Here is a 17,559-nt window from a genome sequence, read left to right as displayed (position 1 = left end):
CGGGGACAGACGCGCGTTCCGGCGTGGGGACGCGCCGTCAGGCCGAGGCCAGGTATTGCGTCCACAGCACCCGGCGGAAATCCCTGGTGCCGGCGTAGTGGTGGAAGCGGCCGACGAAGGCGGCCCGTTCGTTGTAGAGCGTGCCCTTCCAGCCGGTATGCGGCGTGTGGAGCAGGTCGATGCCGCCGATCATGTGCTGGCGGGCGGCCAGCTCCTCCAGGCCGAGGACGGCGGCGTTGCGCAGCATGTCGTAGAGCAGCAGAAAGGTCGTGGTGCGCCCGTCGCCGGCGTGGCAGTGGAAATGGAGCCAGGTGCCTGGGGGCAGGTCCCGGACGAAGCGGATGAAGCGGTCCACGTCCGCGTCGGACGGCCGCGAGTGGTCGCGCACGGCGATGCGAAACGTTCCCAGCCCAAGTCCGCAAAGCGCTTCCTGCTCGCTTCGCGCCCGGTCGTAGGCGACCTCCTCCACCCGGACCTCGGCCAAGGCGCCGTCCGGGTCCTTGGAAATGACCCGCGACACCGCCGCCTCGCCGCAGGGGGACAGGTCGCCTATGCGGATCTCCTCGTCGCACTCCACCGCTTGCAGGGACTTGCCATCATTGGCCCAGTTCCTGAGCCCGTACCAGCTGACCGGATGTTCCCCCAGCAGGGCGTGGGATTCCTGGCGCAGGTCCACCACCGTGACCCTGGGAGCCAGCCCCTTGATGGTCGTGGCCATCTCGGACGACGAGGGTTGTTCGCTGCCCGAGGCGCGCAGTTCCGCCAAGCCCTCTCGCGAGGGCGGCGTGGTCGTGATGGGGACGGCCCAGGGGCCGGTGACGCTGCGAAAGTGGCTGGGCAGCCCTTGTTCCCGGATGGAATCGAAAATCAGGGTCGGATCGCTTTCCATGCGCTGTCCGATGCCGCACGCCGCCGGGTCCGCCCGTCGGCCGGCGTGGGGCGTGTTTCAGGCGAGCAGGGGCGCGCGGACGGCCCCGAGCACCCGCAGGGCGTCCTCGGGCGCAAGCCGCACCATCTCCCCCCGCTGGCCCGCGTTGATCACCACGGAGGCTTCGGTAAAAACAGCCTCTTCCATGGCGGTGGGAACTTTCTTGCGCATGCCGAAGGGGCTTATGCCGCCCACATGGTAGCCGGTCACCCGTTCGGCGTCGGCCGGAGGCAGCATCTTGGCCGACTTGCCGCCGAACGCGGCTGCCACCCGTTTCATGCTGAGTTCCCCGTCGGACGGCACCACGGCGCAGGCCGGTTTGCCGTCGACGGACACCATGAGGGTCTTGAGCACCCGCGAGGCGTCTTCACCGATGGCCGCGGCGGCGTGCAGGCCGATGTGATGGGAGTCGGCCTCGTAGACATAATGCAAGGTGGTGAAGGGGACGCCGGCCTGGGTCAGGACGACGGTAGCCCGGGTTTTCTGCGCCATATCCCGTCAACTTCCTGTTCGTTCTGGCAGGGCAGATAAAAAACCGGGCAGGCGGCGTCAAGTTTGGCCAGCCGGAACGCGGCGGTGGGAGGGACGTGGCCGGAGGGGTCCTGGCGTGCGATCCCTCCGGTTTCGCGGCGCATCAGGCCTTGGCCGACGACGCCAGGCGCGAGCGCAGTTTCCGTTCGGCCTCGAGGGCCTGTTCGGTGAAGATCCGGTACTCGAAGCGTTCGCTCAGTGAGGATTCGATTCTGGACAGTTGATGATCGATTCTGCGGGAGTAGCCCGAGCCGACATTCATAACAAAAAAAATGGATAGCACCGTGACAGCGAGATTCTTCCTCATAGTCTGAAACCTCTTAGCCGATGAAGAAGGAAAGGCGGCCAATCTCACGGTGCGGGTCTAGCAGGCGGCATTTTAGTTGTCAGCATAATGATTTGTCATCTTCGCCGGACACCGGAGGAACGTTTTTTCACGGCGGGAGGGGAAAAGGGCCGGGCAGGTCACTTGCGCAGGATCAGGATATCGGTCGTGACGTCGGTGCCGGCGTTCCTGAAAAAGGCCGTGCCCGGCAGGCGGATCGCGCCCACCAGGTCTGCCTTGCCGGCCAGGTACTCCCGGACCTTGCCCCACCGGGTCGTGTCCATGGTGTAGGTGTAGTGCGAGGGATGGCCGCGACCAGGCCGCCGGGCCGGACCACGTCCAGTGCCCTGGCCAGGAAGTAGTTGTGGATGCTCCAGCCGGAATAATCCTTGACCGCGCGGAACGCCCGGCCTGTCCGCATGTTCCAGAACCATCACCACTTCGGCTCGGGGTTCCAGGCCCAAATGTCGCCGCCGGATTCCACTTCGATCACGGCCAAAACTGTGGGAAGCGGAAGGGAGCAGGCCGCGGCGTTCTCGCCCGCGAGTTGCTTGATCTGGTCTTGGGTGGGGACGAAAAAAGCGGACATGGCGACCTCCGGTTGGGCCGCCATATCCAAAGCGGAGGGATCAACAGCGATTGGGCGGCCGTGTCAGCCTGGAGGCTAGCACGGTTTTTTGGGCCGCCCGGACGGGCGTACCGAAATGGTCAAGGAGTGGTCGAGGGTTGGTAGGGGAATGCGCCGAAGATGACACGAAGTGGTAGGGAAAATTTTTCTTGACAGATATTCATGGACGCCCCTTGGGCGGGAGTTCCGCTTGACAAGGTTCCATCCGTTGGCACCATTAAAAAACATGAACACCTGAAACCAAAAGACGCTTGCCGCCATCTTTGCCCGGCCAACGCTCGCGGGCATCCGGTGGGAGGATATCATGGCACTGTTTCGTGCTCTTGGTGCCACCATCGACGAGGGGCGAGGATCACGGGTCCGGGTTATCCTGAACGATGTGGCGGCCACCTTTCATCGGCCACATCCCGGCCCCGTCGCCCAAAAAAGGTGCGGTGGAAAGCGTCCGGGAGTTCCTTAAAAAGGCAGGAGTAACACCATGAATGCCATGACATACAAGGGCTACACTGGAATTTTCGAATTTATCCCTGATGACGATGAGTTCCACGGGCGCGTGATCGGCATCAGGGATGTGATCCACTTTTCCGGCAGTTCAGTCGGAGAGTTGCGGCAAGCCCTGGCCGATTCGGTTGAAGATTATCTTGATCTGTGTGCTAAGGCGGGGAAAACGCCGGAAAAGCCCTATTCCGGACAATTCCGGCTGCGCCTGTCCCCAGAAGTGCATCGACTCCTGGCTGTCGCCGCCAAAACCAAAGGGAAAAGCCTGAATGAATTCGTAACGGATGCAGCGGAAAAAGCAGCACGGGAGACAGTGCGGTGACCGCTGACCGTTGCTCTCTGATCAAAGGGGAGCATCACTGCGCCGCCTGTATGTAGTTGCGTCTCCACGTCAGCAGTTCTTCCCGGTCCGCGATGTAGGAGAAGCCATCAAACCGCACGGGCATGGGGGGGGAAGCCTCTTTGAGGTAGCGAATAAACCGTCGCCGTCCAATCCCGAGAACCGCGCAAATCTCTTCCTTGTTGCGGAGCATCGTCCCCTCATCCATCGTCAGTACCCTGCCACCTTGTCGGCCGTGCCCGACCGGGTTTCCGTGCGCCCAAGCGCCGGCTTGCGCTCATCGCAATGGGCGATAGCCCAAAGCAGCGCGGCCACGGCCGGGAAGTCTTCGATGTGCCGGCGGATGTCCCGACCGGCATCTTCCACCAGGGCGACCAGGTCGCGCCGACCGAGGTCCAGGGCCCCGCCCAGGACCGCTTTCTCGGCATCCAGGTTCTGCGGCGGCAGGTTCCGCAGCAGGGCATCTTGCAGCGTGGCCGACCCACTGTCGGCCCGTGCCGTCTCCTGCTTCCGTGGTGCGCTCATGTCCGCCCCCGCATCGCCAACACCGAGGAGCGTTGACAGGTTTTCACTTTGTGAATACTTTTATCGTCATGACATGGACGGTCGAATATTCGCGCCGGGTGCAGAAGCAAATCCAGGCCCTGCCGCCGGCCCGACGGGAAGATTGCTTCGCCCTGCTCAAGGAAATCGAAATCCCCGGGCCGGTTCGGACAGGCTGGCCGCACTACGGCAAGATCGAGGGCGCAAAAGAATGCCACCATTGCCACTTGAACAAGGGCAGACCCACCTACGTGGTCGTCTGGAAGATCAAGGACAAGGCAATCCGGGTGGTGGAGGTGAAATATGCCGGCACTCACGAAAACGCAGACTACGGCAGGCTTGGTTAGTTTCTGCCTGACCGTGCCTGAGCACGTGGCCGGGAAGTTCGAGATGGCCCTGGCCGCCTTGCTCGCCCTGACGGAAGAGGAAGACGACGGCCGCATGTACGGCATCGCCGAAACCTTCCCCGACATGGGGCCGGGCAATATCCTGCGGGCCATGCGACGGCGCGGGGACCTGACCCAGGAGCACCTTGCCGAAGCCGTGGGGACCACCAAGGCCAACATTTCGGCCATGGAGACAGGCAAACGCCCCATCGGCAAGGCCATGGCCGAGCGTTTGGCCAAGGCCCTGAACACCTCGTACAAGGTCTTCTTATGAAGCGCCGCTATCCGGCGATCCTGCATACCGACGACGGCATCGGGTACGGCGTGCCCCTTCCCGATCTGCCCGGCTGCTTCACCACGGGCGAAACCCTGGACGAGGCCCTGGCCAGCGTTCAGGAAGCGGTGGAGGCCTGCCTGTTCGACGCCGAGGAAGCGCCCCAGGCCCGCCCGGCTACCGAGGTCTTGGGAACGGCCAAAGCCGAGGGCGGCGTCCTGGCCTTTGTCGAAGTGGACCTGTCCTTTCTCGACCGCGAGCCCATCCGGGTAAACATCAGCGTGCCGCGCAACCGCCTGGAGCGCATCGATGCCGCCGCCAAGGAAATGGGGATGCCCCGCTCCGGCTTCCTGGTGCAGGCCGCCGAACAACTCATCGAAAAACGGTAGACCCCGCATCGTCCAGGCCCCGCCCCGGCGGGGCTTTTCTTTTTCCCGGCCCAGGGCGCGTTCCAGCCCTAACGACGCGACACCTCCCGCGATCAGGTCGATGATCAGGCCGCGCATGGCAGCCCCAAGGGGAATTTCCCAAAGGTGGGGGAATGGTGGGGGAAAAATCGATGACGAAAAAAGACAAAAGGGTTGGCTGAGACTTTAATCTCAGCCAACCCTTTGATTTTCTTATGGTGCGAAGGGGAGAACCGAATTAGCTTTGCATATAATAATCATACAAGACCCTAGATTTATTGGAAAAATTTATCGAAAACTCAACTTCAACACCACTATTTTATTCGAATGCATGTACACACAAACTGTACCTTGACATTCTAATTAAATCAATACGTTATTCAGAATCACTGCTTTACTACTAGTAAGAGTAAACTTTTGGCTTTAAAATTGACACCGGTCCTCATCATTGCTTGCATTTCGACCGGAGCCTTAACTAGGCAAATACTTAAAATCTGACCGAAACGATCACGAACCGAACCTTAAAAAGCGCAAAAGCCCCAAGGCTATAGAGGCTTTTGCGCTTGCAATGCTTATACAAAAGCTACTTAAAATCACTACATTCTGTAGCAATATTTTTTACGCCTTTCTGGTTCAATTGATTAGCATCAGACTGCTGGCGATACTCATTTGTTTGAATATTAACCCAAGACAATCCAGATGATTTATCTTCCTTTGCACCTAACTCAAGTGTATATTTATCGTCAACCCACCTCGACAAATTAAATGCAATGGATTTACCATCATCAAGAACCATTGTTCTCTTGCAATTTTTTTGTGGAACACCGAATTTTTTAATCATACTTTTTTTTAAGCGAATCAACAGATTCGTTTTTAACTAAAATATTTATATTTTTGACCAGTCCATCATTTTGGTCAAAATTATATTTTATCGTTTCAACACTGTTTCCCAAAAAAGGGACCAGTTGCATTTTAAAAGCGTCCTGGCGATACTGAGCATATCCTTTAAAAGAAGTATTTCCAGTATTATTATTTTTTATATCATCAGGCAAAGGCTGAAAAAGGTGAACGTTATTGAACGTATTCACGATTGGTTCTGGCTTAGCATTAGGATTATCACTACTTGATGAGCCACAACCAACCAAACAGCAAAGGGCAATAAATAACACCGTGCAAAAAATAGTTTTATGCATTTAACACTCCTTTTTTAAAAAAAGACCAAAACAAATCAAATGTCAAGCACTCCTATATATCATACTGATTTTATGTGGATAGCCCCCCCTCATCTTCTTTTGCCGAATCTCTAATGTCCACAAAAGTATACGTACCTGGACCTTTTTAGACGACCGTGGTTGCTGGATCGAACTTGTATAACAAGGTCAAAAATAAAAAGTAGACATCAATTCTAACATTTGGATCGGGATAGGGTTTTCTTGGACACCAACTTGGGCGACTATGGAGGTCGTCGAGGAGGTGTCGGATGGGGATTGAAGGAGGAACGCCCAAACGATTTTGGGCGAAGCACAAGGTCCAAGCGGTTCTGCGGCTTCTTCGCGGAGAGGACATTGACTTGGTGAGCCGGGATATCGGGGTGACGGCGGCGGCGCTGACGCAGTGGCGCGACACCTTCCTGGAGGCAGGAGAGGTCGGCCTGAAGCCGCTTCCGGTCAAGGAATCCATCGAAGTCGGCCGTCTGCGGGAAAAGATCGGTGAACAGGCCATGGAAAACGAACTGCTTCGGGAGAAGATCGCCCGTATGGAGCAGAATCGCCCTTTGGCACTCCGGAGGTCGAGGAAGTGAGCCGGGCCACCTTGATCTCCACAGGAAAAGCCTACGGCCTGGCGCGCGTCTGCCGCATCTGGGGCCTGCCGCGCTCCACCGTGTATTGGCAACGGCAGCAGCCGAAGGGGGCAGGCCGGCGTCGTGGGCCTCAAGGATTTCACAGTGATGCCGCACTGGCCGGACAGATCAAGGCCGAGATAGCGTCCCGTCCGTTTCCCGGAGAAGGCTACCGGAAGATCTGGGCCGGCCTGCGGGGCAAGGGCATCCGGACGTCCCCGACCCGGACGTTGCGCCTGATGCGCGAAAACAACTGGCTCGCCCCCACACGCATCGGCCATCCGCACGGTCCAAAGGCCCATGACGGAACGATCAAGACCTCCCGAGTGGACGAGATGTGGGGCACGGACATGACCACGACGCTGACGACCAAGGAAGGTAATGCCGCGATATTTTTCGCTATCGATCATTGCTCCCTGGAGGTGGTCGGCATCCACGCCGCCAAACGGGGCACGCGTTTCGAGGCATTGGAACCGATCCGCCAGGGGGTCCGCCACAGTTTCGGAGCGTTCGGTAGGGACGTCGCCAAGGGACTGACTTTGCGGCATGATCACGGTAGCCAGTTCATCGCGGACGATTTTCAGAATGAAATCAAGTTTCTGGGGATAAAGGATTCGGCGTCGTACGTGAGGGAGCCGCAAGGCAACGGCATCGCCGAGCGTTTTGTCCGCATCCTCAAGGAAAATCTTCTCTGGGTTCGCAGCTTCGACACGGTCGAGGAACTCCGGTTGGCGCTCCTGGCCTTCAAGGAAGTCTACAACCGGCAGTGGCGCATCGGCCGGCATGGCTATCGTTCGCCGGCGCAGGTCAGGGAGCAGCACAAGGCCGAGGTCACCAAGGCCGCCTAACTTTCGCGGCCAAACTGTCCAAGAAACCCTAGACCGCTACACCAAGAGACTCTCTACCTCAGTGGCAGAGAGATATCTAGGCCAACTAGCATTTGTCATACGTGGAACCCAGCTGATTTAATTCGAAGCTTTCAAAAATTGTAGGGACGCCTTAAACACCAGCAGCGCGTTGAATCGGCGTCACCTTTACACCAGCCTTAAGCGTATCCAGGTAATCAGCCCATGTTTGCATCATCTTGCGACGCTCGGGCAGGTATTGTGCGAAGTTGTAGGCAGCGCGAACAGTGTCGCGCTCCCCATGGGCAAGCTGGCGCTCGATAACATCTGGCGGATATCCCATTTCATTAAGCAGTGTGCTAGCCATAGAGCGGAAACCATGGGATGTCATTTCCGTTTTATCGAAACCTAAGTACCTCAAAGCAGCATTCAATGTATTCTCTGACATTGGGCGCACACCTGCTCCTCGACCAGGAAACACATAACGTCCTGATCCCGTCAGAGGATACAGCTCCTTCAATATGGCAAGAGCTTGCCTGGATAGGGGCACAATGTGTTGTTCTTTCATTTTCATACGTTCGGCTGGGATGCGCCATTCAGCCTTGTCAAAGTCAAACTCACCCCACTCCGCTTGTCGCAACTCACCAGGACGGACAAAAACAAGTGGAGCGATGCGCAATGCACACCGAACAACAAAAGATCCTGTATAATCATCAATACACCTAAGTAATCTAGCCACTTCTTTTGGATCAGTGATAGATGCGTGATGTTTTACACTTCGAGGTTTCAAAGCTCCTTTTAAATCAGTAGAAATATCTCGTTCAGCAAGACCACATGCAACAGCATAGCGAAATACTTGTCCGCTACTTTGCAACATGCGCCTAGCTGTATCATTGGCCCCACGGGCTTCAATACGACGAATGACAGCCAGCAACTCAGTGGGCATAATTTCACGGATGGGACGGGTACCAAGCCAAGGGAATAGCTCTTTCTCAAAACGCTTGATCATCTTTTCAGCATGCGAGGCACTCCACGTTGGGCTGGTCTTTGCCAACCATTCCCTGGCCACCTTCTCAAAAGTCACGGCGTCGGCCAGAGCCTTGGCCTTCTCCTGCTTGAGGGCTACACCTGGGTCAATGCCGGCAGCCACCAAGGAACGAGCTTCCTCGCGCAACTGCCGCGCCCGCTTTAAGGTCACGTCAGGCCACAAACCAAACACCAATCGTTTTTCCGGACCATCAAACCTGTACTTAAAGCGCCAGGACTTCCCACCTGTTGGCAACACCTCCAGATACAGGCCACCGCCGTCCGCCATCTTGTAGGCTTTGGCCCGGGGCTTGGCGTTTCTCACGCCCGCATCAGTCAGTGGCACAACCTTTTTCGGCATGGGGGCACTCTCCATTCCATGGGGGCATTTACGGTCGGCTGGCGAATCCTGAACAGCCCTTTTTTGGGGGCATCGCCATCGCCAGCAAACCCAAGGGCCAGTAAGCTTCCCTTCACATGCCCCCACGATCTCGTTTTCAGTGCCCCCAAAAGCAAGGGACACACGACAGATGCCCCATCATGTGCCCCCAAAAGGTCAGGACGTCAACGGACCACAAAAGACGAAACCGGACGATCTCTCGCCCGGTTTCTTAAGAATTTCGCGGTCTTTTGGACTATTTCGGACTGCGTTGGATGTTCAGATGGTGCCGAAGGGGAGACTCGAACTCCCACCCCCTTGCGAGGACTAGACCCTGAACCTAGCGTGTCTACCAATTCCACCACTTCGGCAGTGCGGAAGACAGCTTTTATAAAAGCGGGCCGGGCTTGGCAAGCAAAAAATGACGTTCCCCAGCATTTTTTCATTTGGACGGGGAAATCTCCCCGGTTGAAGCCGCCTCTCTTTTGGGGTAGCACCGGACGTGCCGCGGGCACGGCGCAACCACAATTGCCCACCGGATCACCCTCATGATTGTTGTCACCCGCATCGCGGATATCCACGAAGCCTTAAGCGGCGTCTGCCTGACCATCGGTAATTTCGACGGCGTGCATATGGGTCACGCCAAATTACTCCAGCGGGTGTGCGACCGGGCCGCCGCCGCCTCCCTGGTCAGCGTCGCCCTGACTTTCGATCCCCATCCCCGGCAGGTGCTGCTCGGCAGCGCCGCCCCGCCGGCCATCACCTCCACCGAGCAAAAGCTCGAATGCATCGAGAAGGAAGGCATCCAGGTGGCCGTGGTCCTGCCATTTACCCGCGAGCTGGCCGCCCGCGAGCCCGAGGACTTCGTGCGCGAGGCCCTGGTCGAGGGGCTTGGCCTGCGCCACCTCGTCATCGGCTACGACTACGCCTTCGGCAAGGGCCGGCGGGGCAACTTCGAACTGCTCACCGCCCTCGGCCAGAACCTGGGCTTTACCGTCGAACGCCTCGATCCGGTCATCATCAACGGCGCGGTGGTCTCCTCCACCCGCATACGGGACATGGTCCAGGCCGGACAGGTCTGGGACGCGCGCCCCCTGCTCGGCCGGTTCCACCAGGTGCGCGGGCTGGTGGCCCACGGCCAGAAACGCGGCCGCAAACTCGGCTTTCCCACCGCCAACCTGTCCTTCAAGGACGAACTCGTGCCCCTGACCGGCGTCTACGCGGTATGGGTCGAGGTCGATGGCGTGATCCGGCCGGGTGTGGCCAACATCGGCAAAAACCCCACCTTCGGGGAATTCGAAATGTCCGTGGAAGCCCATATCCTCGATTTCAAAGGCAAGATTTACGGAGAGCCCATAAGGGTCCATTTCGTGCAGCGCATCCGCTCCGAGAAAAAATTCTCCGGTCCCGACGAACTGGCCGCCCGTATACGGGAAGACATCGGGCTGGCCCGGATGATCCTGGCCGCGCCCGATGCCCGGCCCTGACCGAAAGCTGCACGCATGGAAGTCACCCCAGCGCAAAAACGATCCCTTCCCTCGATTTTCCGCCGTCCCCGTATCTTTTGGCGACGCCTCACCCGCCGCTACACCCGCATCAGCCTCATGCGCTGGCTGGTGCTCGGGGTCGTCGCCGGCCTTGGTTCCGGCACCCTGGCCGTGCTGTTTTTCCTCGGCCTCGACAAACTGCAAAACTTCCTCCAGGTGGATCTGGCCGGGCTGTCCCTGCCCCACCCGGCCGGCGAGGCCATAGAGCAGACCCTGCCCGGCCCCTACCGGCCCTGGCTCATCCCGGTCTTCACCACCAGCGTGGGGCTCATTACCGGCCTGCTGGCGACCAAGTTCATTCCCGAGGCCATGAGCGGCGTCACCGACGGCACCGATGCCATGATCCGGGCTTTCCACAAGAAATCCGGCATCATCCGACCCCTGGTGCCGATTATCAAGGGTGCCACGGCCATCTGCACCATCGCTTCGGGCGGCTCGGCCGGCCAGGAAGGTCCCATCTCCCAGCTCGGCGCGGGACTGGGCTCGTTTTTGGCCAGGCTCCTGCACCTGACCACCCGCCAGCGGCGCATCCTGCTTCTGGCCGGCGCGGCCGGGGGACTCGGGGCCATTTTCCGCGCCCCCCTCGGCGGCGCCATCACCGCCGTGGAAGTGCTGTATTCCGAGGACTTCGAGGCCGAGGCGCTGCTGCCGGCCGTTGTCTCGTCCGTGGTGGCCCACACGCTTTTCTCCTTTTTCTTCGGCGTGGCCCCGATCCTCCATACCCCGCGCTACGTCTTCGACAACCCCATGGAGCTGCCCTTCTACCTGGTCCTGGCCATTGTCGTCTCGCTGGGAGCCCGGTTTTTCCTCGGCACATTCTTCTTCATGAAGTTCAAGGTGTTCGGTGCCATCCAAAAACGCTTCGGCTGGACGCCGTCCATGGTGCTCGGCGGGCTCGGCATGGGCATTTTGGGCATGTACTATCCGCAGTTGCTCGGCGGCGGCTACGGCTGGCTGGAGCTGTCGGTCAACGGGCAGATCGGGCTGACGTTTCTGGTGGGACTTTTTTTCGGCAAGGTGCTGGCCACGTCGCTGACCATGGGCTCGGGGCTTTCCGGCGGCATGTTCGCCCCGGCCCTGTTTCTGGGCGGCGCGGCGGGCGGCATCGTGGGCCAGGCCGGGCACTGGCTGCGCCCGGACATCGTCTCCCAGCCCGGCGGCTACACCATGGTCGGCATGGCCACCTTTTTCGCCGGCGTGGCCCATGCCCCCATCGGCCCGCTGATCATGGTCTGCGAGATCACCCAGGGCTACGGCCTGCTGGCGCCGCTCATGCTGTGCTCGGCCATCGCGCTCGTCCTTTGCGACGACATCCACCTCTACGAAAACCAGGTGGACAACAAGTTCGCCTCCCCAGCCCACGTGGCCGACGCCACCAACAACATCCTCGAGGGCGTGCCGGTCTCGAGCGTCTTCACCCCGAGCCGAACCACCATCCTCGAGGACAGCGTCACCTTGAAAGCCCTGGCCCACATCATCTCCGGCACGAGCGCCATGGTCTTTCCGGTCAAAAACAGCGAAGGGGTGCTCACCGGCATCCTGGCCCTGCAGGACGTGCGCAACGTGCTGTTCGAGGAATGCCTGCACAACCTGGTCCTGGTCGGCGAACTGGCCCGGCCGGTGGTGGTGATCCATCCGGACATGTCGCTGTACGACGCGGTGATGCTTTTTATCGAAACGGAACTGAGCCAGTTGCCCGTGGTGGCCTCGGACAAGCCCAACACGGTGCTTGGCATGCTCGGCCGCCAGCACGTGTTTACGGCCTACTCCAAGACGCTTAAGGAACTCAAAAAGGAAGACTGATCGTCTGCCGCCGGCGTATCCGCCGGGGAAAGGGCACGCGGACAGGTTTCCAGCAACCGGGACCCGGGGAGCGGCACATGCGAATCCGTTCGAAATTCTGTGTATTCCTGCTGGTGATGGTCGTCACACCCTTGTGCGCCCTGGGTTTTTACGCCTGGCGACAGACCGACCGGCTGGGCCGGGAGCTTTCCGAACGCGCGGCCATGGCCCTGGAAGTCAATGCCGGCAAGGAATTGCGCCAGACCGCCGACATGCTGGGCGAAAACTTCGCCGACACCCTCGACCTCCTGCAAACCTCCCTGGCCCTGACCGTGAACGAGGCCGCCCGGGACCTGCGGGAAGCCGCCTGGGAAAAGCCCATCCCCCCCCTGTATCTGGACAAGGATTTCGACGCCGGGGTCGTGCCCAAGGCCACCCTGACCGAGATTCCCGGCACGAACGTTTCGGCCAGCTACGACGCCCTGGCCTTCCACCTCGCCCCCGGGCTCTCGCGCGAGCAAGCCCTGCCGCAGATGCGGGCGCTCTCCGACATGCTGCCCTTTTACCGCACTCTTTTCGCGCGCCACAAAAAGCTCATGCTTTTCGGCTACGTGGGTCTGGCCTCGGGGCTGCACTGCGCCTATCCCGGCCACGGCGGCTACCCGGCCGACTACGATCCCCGCCGCCGGGCCTGGTATCAAAACGCCGCCACGTCGCACGGCATCACCTGGGACATCATGACCGACGCCGTCACGCGCCAGGTGCTGGCCACCCTGGCCCTGGCCCTGCGCGCGCCGAGCGGGAAGGTGCTCGGCGTCGCCGGCCTCGACATCCCCATGGGCGATCTGTTTCTCGAAAGCGACCTGTCCAACGCCTGGAGCGACAAGATGCAGTCCATGGTGGTCTCGGTCAGCCGCAAGACCGCTTCCGGCCAGCCGGAACTCGTGGTCGTGGCCTGCCGCGACTATACCCAGAAGACCAAGGACTGGACCGCGCCGGTGGAGCTCGAACGCATCGACTCGCCGCACGGGGACGCCCTGGCCGCCGTCATCGCCGACCTGGAAGCGGGCCGGTCCGGGGTACGGCGGCTCGACTACAAGGGCCGGGACACGCTTTTCGCCTATGCGCCCATTCGCGACAAACAACTAGCCGTGGCCCTGGCCGCGCCCCGGTCGGTGGTGGTCACCGACGCCAGACGGGCCGAGCAGCGCGTGCTCACCTCGATCGAGAGCATGCTCAAGGATATCGGCTGGTTCGTTCTGGCGGCCGTGGGTGTGGTGGTCGTCATCGCCCTGTCCGCGTCCAAGACCGTCACCCGGCCGGTCAAGGAGCTGGCGGCGGCGGCGGAAAAGCTGGCCACCGGGGATTTTTCGGCCCGGGTGCCGGTGCGGGGAAACGACGAACTGGGCGATCTTGGCCGGGCGTTCAACGACATGGCCCCCCAGCTCCTCGAACGGGTGAAGCTCAAAAACGACATGAACCTGGCCATGGAGGTGCAGCAAAACCTGTTGCCCGGTCGGCCGCCGGCCATGGACGGCATGGATGTGTCGGCGCTGAGCCTCTACTGCGACGAGACCGGCGGCGACTATTTCGATTTTCTGGAATTCGCCCAGGACGACGCTGCCCATGCCGACATCGTGGTGGGCGACGTGACCGGACACGGCGTGTCGGCGGCGCTTTTCATGGCCACGGGCCGAGCGCTGTTACGTGGCCGGGCCATCGACCGGCCGGGCCCGGGAGACCTGCTCACCGAAGTCAACGACCTGTTGTGCCAGGACACCCAGATGACGGGCCGGTTCATCACGCTTTTTTTCCTGCGCCTGGACAAGACCGCCCACGAACTCGTCTGGTGCCGGGCCGGCCACGATCCGGGCATGCTCTACGATCCGGGCACGGACTCCTTCGAGCAGCTTATGGGCAACGGCATTCCGCTCGGCGCCATGGCCAAGTGGCAATACGAGGAATCGCGGCGGCCGTGGCTTGCCCCCGGGCAGGTGCTGGTGCTTTTCACCGACGGCATCCACGAGGCCCGAAACGGCGAGGACGCCATGTACGGCAAGGAGCGCATGGAGCAGGTCGTACGGCGGGAGGCCCACGGGCCGGCCTCGGTCATCGTCAACGCGCTGGTGGCGGACTTAAAGGAATTCAAAGCCGGCGAGCACCTGGAAGACGACGTGACGCTGGTGGTCATCAAGGCCACGGTGTAACAGCCCGAAAAAAAGGCCGGGATGTCCCGGCCGATCAAAGAATGCCGCCCCCCGGCCGCGCGGAGTCAATCCCCGGCCACGTCGCCCGGGGCCTCGCCATCCCCCGCCTCGGCTGCCAGACGGGCCTCCCGGACCGCGGCCAGGGCCGCTTCGGCCGCCTCCAGCTCCTCGGTCCCGTGCACCAGCTCCACGACGCGCCGCAAGGCCTCGCGCGGGTTGGGATGCTGCCAGACGTTGCGCCCGATGCACGTGCCCGCCGCGCCGGCGGCAAGCGCCTCGGCCACCATGGACGCGAAACTCTTAAATTCCGCCCGGGAAGGCCCGCCCGTCACCACAACCGGCACGCTCGACGCGCCGACCGCCCGGCCAAAGCTGCGCGCATCCCCGGAATACGGCACGCCCGTGATGTCCGCGCCAAGCTCGGCCCCGAGCCGGATGCAGTGGTTTATAAGGCTCGGGTCGTTCTCGTTGACCACCCGCTCGCCCTTGGGTGCGATGAGCGCCAGGACCGGCACGCCAAGGCCGTGCGCCTCGTCCACGATGGCCCCCATGTCGGCCAGCATCCGGTCCTCGAGTTCGTTGGCGATGTTGACCTGTACCGCCACCATGTCCGCGCCGAGGCGCAACCCCTCGGCCGCGCCGCACATGAGGCTGCGGGCATAGGGCGGCAGACAGTGACGCGTGCCGCCGGAAAGCTGGGCCACGGCCATGGCGTACAGCGGCAGCTCGCACAGATGCGTCCGCATGGCCCCCTTGTTGAGCATCACGCCCTGCACGGGAAATTCACCCACCAGCTCGATCAGCCGCGACAGATCCTCAAGGCCCGAAAGCATCCCTTCCATGACCCCATGATCCAGGGGCGCGATGACCGTCTTGCCGGTCCGGGGGTGAAAAAGTCGCGCCAGTTTGCGATCGCTGCCGTGCATGCATCCTCCAGGAAAAAAGTGTTACCTGTCCGACCACAGGAGCCGCGCGCCCTTGCGAGCGAGAAACCCCAGCGGCAGACCACGAAAAAAAAGGCCCGGCCGCACCGGCAGTTCCCCCGCCGGCAGGCTTTGGCCGGCCAGGAGCGCCTCGATACGGCAAAGCGCGTCCTCGTTCAACCCCACTCCGAAAACCCAACGCGAAAGGAGCACTCTCGCCCTGGCCAGGGGCCGGAAAACGCCCGAACGGTACGTCCCCACCTGGTATCCCTGGTAGCGCAGCCGGTCCGGAATGACCGCCGCGCCGGCATGCAGAAAAAATGCCTTGTCGCCAAAAGCCATGACCGTCCCCGGCGGCAGACCGGCAGGGTCGCAACCGGCCGCGACAAGCGCCTTCTCCGGCACCGGCGTCCCGGGCAGTTCCCCGTCCGCCCCGACCGCCACCGCGCCGCCGGTCTTTTCATAAAGCGCCATGTAAAATCCCTGGGCCGCCGAGGCGCGGCTGTCCACCCGCAACACGCCCGACACGTCGTCCCGGCGCGGCGCCTCGAACACAAATCCTTCCGGGGGCGTCAGCGGCAACGGCGCAAGGGCCAGATGGTCCAGGGCGAAACGCGTCTGGTCCTCGTTTTCCGCGACATTGGTGGTGCAGGTGGAATAGAGCAACCGCCCGCCCGGAGCCAGCAGCCGCGCCGCCGTTTCCAAAAGCTTGCGCTGCAGGGCGATAAGCGGCGCGACCTTGTCCCCGCTCCAGATCCGCGCCGCCTGGGGATTTTTATCCAGTGTGCCCCAGCCGCTGCACGGCGGGTCGAGCAGGATGTGGGTAAACGCCCCCTCCGGAAAATACGACGACAGGTCCGTCTGGGCGCAGGTGGCCGTGTTGGCCAGATTCTCCCGCGAAAGCGTCTGGCGCAGCGTCGCCAGACGGTCCGGGGAAGGTTCGTTGCCAAGGACAAACCCCGTCGGCCCCACAAGCTGGGCCAGAAAACCGGTCTTGCCGCCCGGCGCGGCGCACATGTCGAGCACCCGCGCCCCGGCCGGCGGATCGAGCAACAGCGGCGGCAACATGGACGAGCGGTCCTGGATGTGGATATAGCCGAACCGGGCGGCCAGCGAACTCCCCAGCGGCATCGGCTCGTCGGCAAGCCGCCTGCACCAGGGCGAAAAAGGCTCCGGCTGGCCATGATGGCCGGTTGCGGCCAAAAGCGCCTCGACCAGGGGAATGTCCTGGGCCGGGCAGACCAGACGAAAACTGCGGCCGGCCCTCGCGGGGGCATCATCTCTATGGGCGGGATCGCTCTGCGACATGGCGGTCAACCTACAGCGCGCCCCGGGCCTTGAAAAGCCCCGTCGCGCTTGCCGCCCCCCCCATACCTCTTGCCAAATACCCCCCGGCCGCCTATGCAAGGGCCTCTCCCATTACGCCACAAGGAGCCCGCATGGACTTTCTTCTGCAACTCGTCGACATCGTACTGCATGTTGACAAGCACTTAAGCATCATCGCGACCGATTACGGCACGTGGACCTATTTCATCCTCTTCATGATCATTTTCTGCGAGACAGGACTCGTGGTCACCCCATTCCTGCCCGGCGACTCCCTGCTGTTCGCCACCGGAGCCCTGTGCGGCGCGGGCGTGCTCGACCCCAACATCATCTTCCTGCTGCTCGTGGCCGCCGCCTTCCTCGGCGACAACGTCAACTACTGGATCGGTCGCCGCGTCGGCCCGGCCGTGTTCGAACGGGAAAAAACCCGGTTCTTCAAAAAAGAATACCTGCTGCGCGCCCACGCCTTCTACGAACGCCACGGCGGCAAAACCGTCATCCTGGCCCGGTTCGTGCCCATCGTGCGCACATTCTCCCCCTTCGTCGCCGGCATCGCCCGCATGACCTACGCCAAATTCCTGGCCTACAGCATCAGCGGCGCAATCCTCTGGGTCGGCATCTTCGTCTACGTCGGCTACTTCTTCGGCAACCTGCCCTTCATCAAACGTAACTTCAGCGTGGCCATCATCGCCGTCATCTTCATCTCCATCCTGCCCGGCATCATCGAATACATCCGCCACCGCCGCCGCGCCGCCGCCGAAGCGGCGGAGTAGGAGGAGGAACTGGGGGGGCGGGAACCCCTTTTTTGGAAAAAAGGGGTTCCCGCC

At 61.3% G+C, this 17,559-nt stretch carries 20 protein-coding genes, 1 tRNA gene and 1 pseudogene; 10 read left to right on the top strand and 12 right to left on the bottom strand.

Annotated elements, in window-relative coordinates; all coding sequences use genetic code 11:
- Positions 1-37: 37 nt before the first annotated feature.
- The 5 genes from ACMZ6R_RS11840 to ACMZ6R_RS11820 all read right to left on the bottom strand — a co-directional run bounded on the left by ACMZ6R_RS11840 (position 38) and on the right by ACMZ6R_RS11820 (position 2,373).
- Positions 38-889, bottom strand: a complete 852-nt coding sequence (locus ACMZ6R_RS11840; RefSeq protein ID WP_416111641.1) for a phosphatase — start codon at positions 887-889, stop codon at positions 38-40.
- 57 nt (positions 890-946) lie between these two features.
- Positions 947-1,420 (bottom strand): Cys-tRNA(Pro) deacylase, encoded by a 474-nt coding sequence (gene ybaK, locus ACMZ6R_RS11835; RefSeq protein ID WP_416111639.1) that lies wholly within the window; start codon positions 1,418-1,420, stop codon positions 947-949.
- A gap of 142 nt (positions 1,421-1,562) precedes the next feature.
- Complete coding sequence (locus ACMZ6R_RS11830; RefSeq protein WP_416111637.1) at positions 1,563-1,766, bottom strand: hypothetical protein; 204 nt, start codon at positions 1,764-1,766, stop codon at positions 1,563-1,565.
- A gap of 158 nt (positions 1,767-1,924) precedes the next feature.
- The gene (locus ACMZ6R_RS11825) at positions 1,925-2,218 is read right to left on the bottom strand and encodes a hypothetical protein (protein ID WP_416111635.1); all 294 of its coding nucleotides are present in this window, start codon (positions 2,216-2,218) and stop codon (positions 1,925-1,927) included.
- Entirely contained in the window at positions 2,218-2,373 is a 156-nt protein-coding gene (locus ACMZ6R_RS11820; RefSeq protein WP_416111633.1) for a hypothetical protein, read from the bottom strand. The genes ACMZ6R_RS11825 and ACMZ6R_RS11820 overlap by 1 nt, the downstream gene beginning before the upstream one ends.
- Before the next feature lie 343 nt (positions 2,374-2,716).
- Between ACMZ6R_RS11820 and ACMZ6R_RS11815 the strand changes: the two genes are divergently transcribed.
- On the top strand, positions 2,717-2,872 hold the full coding sequence (locus tag ACMZ6R_RS11815) for a type II toxin-antitoxin system HicA family toxin (RefSeq protein ID WP_416111631.1): 156 nt from the start codon (positions 2,717-2,719) through the stop codon (positions 2,870-2,872).
- An 18-nt stretch (positions 2,873-2,890) separates the two neighbouring features.
- A complete protein-coding gene (locus ACMZ6R_RS11810; protein WP_416111629.1) occupies positions 2,891-3,232 on the top strand; it encodes a type II toxin-antitoxin system HicB family antitoxin in 342 nt (113 codons plus the stop codon).
- A gap of 228 nt (positions 3,233-3,460) precedes the next feature.
- On the opposite strand, the gene ACMZ6R_RS11805 is transcribed toward ACMZ6R_RS11810, so the two are convergent.
- Positions 3,461-3,775, bottom strand: a complete 315-nt coding sequence (locus ACMZ6R_RS11805; protein ID WP_416111627.1) for a hypothetical protein — start codon at positions 3,773-3,775, stop codon at positions 3,461-3,463.
- A gap of 50 nt (positions 3,776-3,825) precedes the next feature.
- Between ACMZ6R_RS11805 and ACMZ6R_RS11800 the strand changes: the two genes are divergently transcribed.
- From ACMZ6R_RS11800 to ACMZ6R_RS11790, 3 genes are read left to right on the top strand one after another with little or no spacing between them, the layout of a single operon-like run.
- Entirely contained in the window at positions 3,826-4,140 is a 315-nt protein-coding gene (locus tag ACMZ6R_RS11800) for a type II toxin-antitoxin system RelE family toxin (protein WP_416111625.1), read from the top strand.
- Positions 4,133-4,453: a helix-turn-helix domain-containing protein gene (locus ACMZ6R_RS11795; protein WP_416111623.1), complete on the top strand. Its 321-nt coding sequence runs from the start codon at positions 4,133-4,135 to the stop codon at positions 4,451-4,453. Before ACMZ6R_RS11800 ends, ACMZ6R_RS11795 begins: the two co-directional genes overlap by 8 nt.
- Positions 4,450-4,842 (top strand): type II toxin-antitoxin system HicB family antitoxin, encoded by a 393-nt coding sequence (locus tag ACMZ6R_RS11790; protein ID WP_416111621.1) that lies wholly within the window; start codon positions 4,450-4,452, stop codon positions 4,840-4,842. Before ACMZ6R_RS11795 ends, ACMZ6R_RS11790 begins: the two co-directional genes overlap by 4 nt.
- A 601-nt stretch (positions 4,843-5,443) precedes the next feature.
- Here ACMZ6R_RS11790 and ACMZ6R_RS11785 read toward each other — a convergent pair.
- Both ACMZ6R_RS11785 and ACMZ6R_RS11780 read right to left on the bottom strand, forming a co-directional pair.
- Positions 5,444-5,701: a hypothetical protein gene (locus ACMZ6R_RS11785; protein WP_416111619.1), complete on the bottom strand. Its 258-nt coding sequence runs from the start codon at positions 5,699-5,701 to the stop codon at positions 5,444-5,446.
- Positions 5,694-6,053 carry a hypothetical protein gene (locus ACMZ6R_RS11780; RefSeq protein WP_416111617.1) on the bottom strand — a complete coding sequence of 120 codons (360 nt, stop codon included), beginning with the start codon at positions 6,051-6,053 and terminating at the stop codon, positions 5,694-5,696. The genes ACMZ6R_RS11785 and ACMZ6R_RS11780 overlap by 8 nt, the downstream gene beginning before the upstream one ends.
- A 287-nt stretch (positions 6,054-6,340) precedes the next feature.
- Between ACMZ6R_RS11780 and ACMZ6R_RS11775 the strand changes: the two are divergent.
- Positions 6,341-7,548, top strand: a pseudogene (locus ACMZ6R_RS11775) (IS3 family transposase).
- A 151-nt stretch (positions 7,549-7,699) separates the two neighbouring features.
- Here the strand turns inward: ACMZ6R_RS11775 and ACMZ6R_RS11770 are convergent.
- Positions 7,700-8,932, bottom strand: coding sequence for a tyrosine-type recombinase/integrase (locus tag ACMZ6R_RS11770; RefSeq protein WP_416111615.1), 1,233 nt, complete (start codon positions 8,930-8,932; stop codon positions 7,700-7,702).
- Between the two features lie 302 nt (positions 8,933-9,234).
- Positions 9,235-9,321: transfer RNA gene (locus tag ACMZ6R_RS11765), tRNA-Leu, on the bottom strand.
- Positions 9,322-9,498: 177 nt separating this feature from the next.
- On the opposite strand from ACMZ6R_RS11765, the gene ACMZ6R_RS11760 reads away from it, so the two are divergent.
- The 3 genes from ACMZ6R_RS11760 (at position 9,499) to ACMZ6R_RS11750 (ending at position 14,486) form a co-directional block, all read left to right on the top strand.
- A complete protein-coding gene (locus tag ACMZ6R_RS11760; RefSeq protein ID WP_416111613.1) occupies positions 9,499-10,437 on the top strand; it encodes a bifunctional riboflavin kinase/FAD synthetase in 939 nt (312 codons plus the stop codon).
- Positions 10,438-10,452: 15 nt separating this feature from the next.
- Positions 10,453-12,300 (top strand): chloride channel protein, encoded by a 1,848-nt coding sequence (locus tag ACMZ6R_RS11755; RefSeq protein ID WP_416111611.1) that lies wholly within the window; start codon positions 10,453-10,455, stop codon positions 12,298-12,300.
- A 77-nt stretch (positions 12,301-12,377) separates the two neighbouring features.
- Positions 12,378-14,486, top strand: coding sequence for a SpoIIE family protein phosphatase (locus ACMZ6R_RS11750; RefSeq protein WP_416111609.1), 2,109 nt, complete (start codon positions 12,378-12,380; stop codon positions 14,484-14,486).
- Positions 14,487-14,551: 65 nt separating this feature from the next.
- Here the strand turns inward: ACMZ6R_RS11750 and ACMZ6R_RS11745 are convergent, their stop codons facing one another.
- Together ACMZ6R_RS11745 and ACMZ6R_RS11740 are read right to left on the bottom strand one after the other, a co-directional pair.
- A complete protein-coding gene (locus ACMZ6R_RS11745) occupies positions 14,552-15,412 on the bottom strand; it encodes a class I fructose-bisphosphate aldolase (RefSeq protein ID WP_416111607.1) in 861 nt (286 codons plus the stop codon).
- Between the two features lie 21 nt (positions 15,413-15,433).
- A complete protein-coding gene (locus ACMZ6R_RS11740) occupies positions 15,434-16,717 on the bottom strand; it encodes an RsmB/NOP family class I SAM-dependent RNA methyltransferase (RefSeq protein WP_416111605.1) in 1,284 nt (427 codons plus the stop codon).
- Between the two features lie 131 nt (positions 16,718-16,848).
- On the opposite strand from ACMZ6R_RS11740, the gene ACMZ6R_RS11735 reads away from it, so the two are divergent.
- Complete coding sequence (locus ACMZ6R_RS11735; RefSeq protein ID WP_416111603.1) at positions 16,849-17,505, top strand: DedA family protein; 657 nt, start codon at positions 16,849-16,851, stop codon at positions 17,503-17,505.
- The last annotated feature ends 54 nt before the right edge of the window (positions 17,506-17,559 follow it).

The organism is Solidesulfovibrio sp. C21 (assembly GCF_047785625.1).
Classification (GTDB): domain Bacteria; phylum Desulfobacterota; class Desulfovibrionia; order Desulfovibrionales; family Desulfovibrionaceae; genus Solidesulfovibrio.
Note: the sequence above shows the minus strand (reverse complement) of the source record. Positions and strands in the feature narration are given on the sequence as shown.